This is a genomic window from Finegoldia sp. P1-F-LS (genome assembly GCF_052932205.1).
This window is the reverse complement of sequence record NZ_JBRFJH010000049.1, coordinates 1-255: the sequence shown is the minus strand read 5'-3', so window position 1 is coordinate 255 and position 255 is coordinate 1. Positions and strand designations below refer to the sequence as shown.

1 rRNA gene is annotated in these 255 nt (G+C 49.0%); it reads left to right on the top strand.

The window, feature by feature from the left end:
• Positions 1-255 (top strand): 23S ribosomal RNA (locus tag ACU68Y_RS09235); the annotation flags it as partial.

Sequence of the window (255 nt, the reverse complement as noted above, 5' to 3'; positions counted from 1 at the left end):
CCACGGAGCACGTGAAATTCTGTGGGAAGATAGGGGGACCACCCCCTAAGGCTAAATACTACCTGGTGACCGATAGCGAATAGTACCGTGAGGGAAAGGTGAAAAGAACCCCGGGAGGGGAGTGAAACAGAACCTGAAACCTTGCGCCTACAAGCAGACAGAGGAAGAAGACTTCTAATGTCGTACTTTTTGTAGAACGGGCCAGCGAGTTACGATACGTAGCAAGATTAAACATTTAAGATGTGAAGTCGCAGG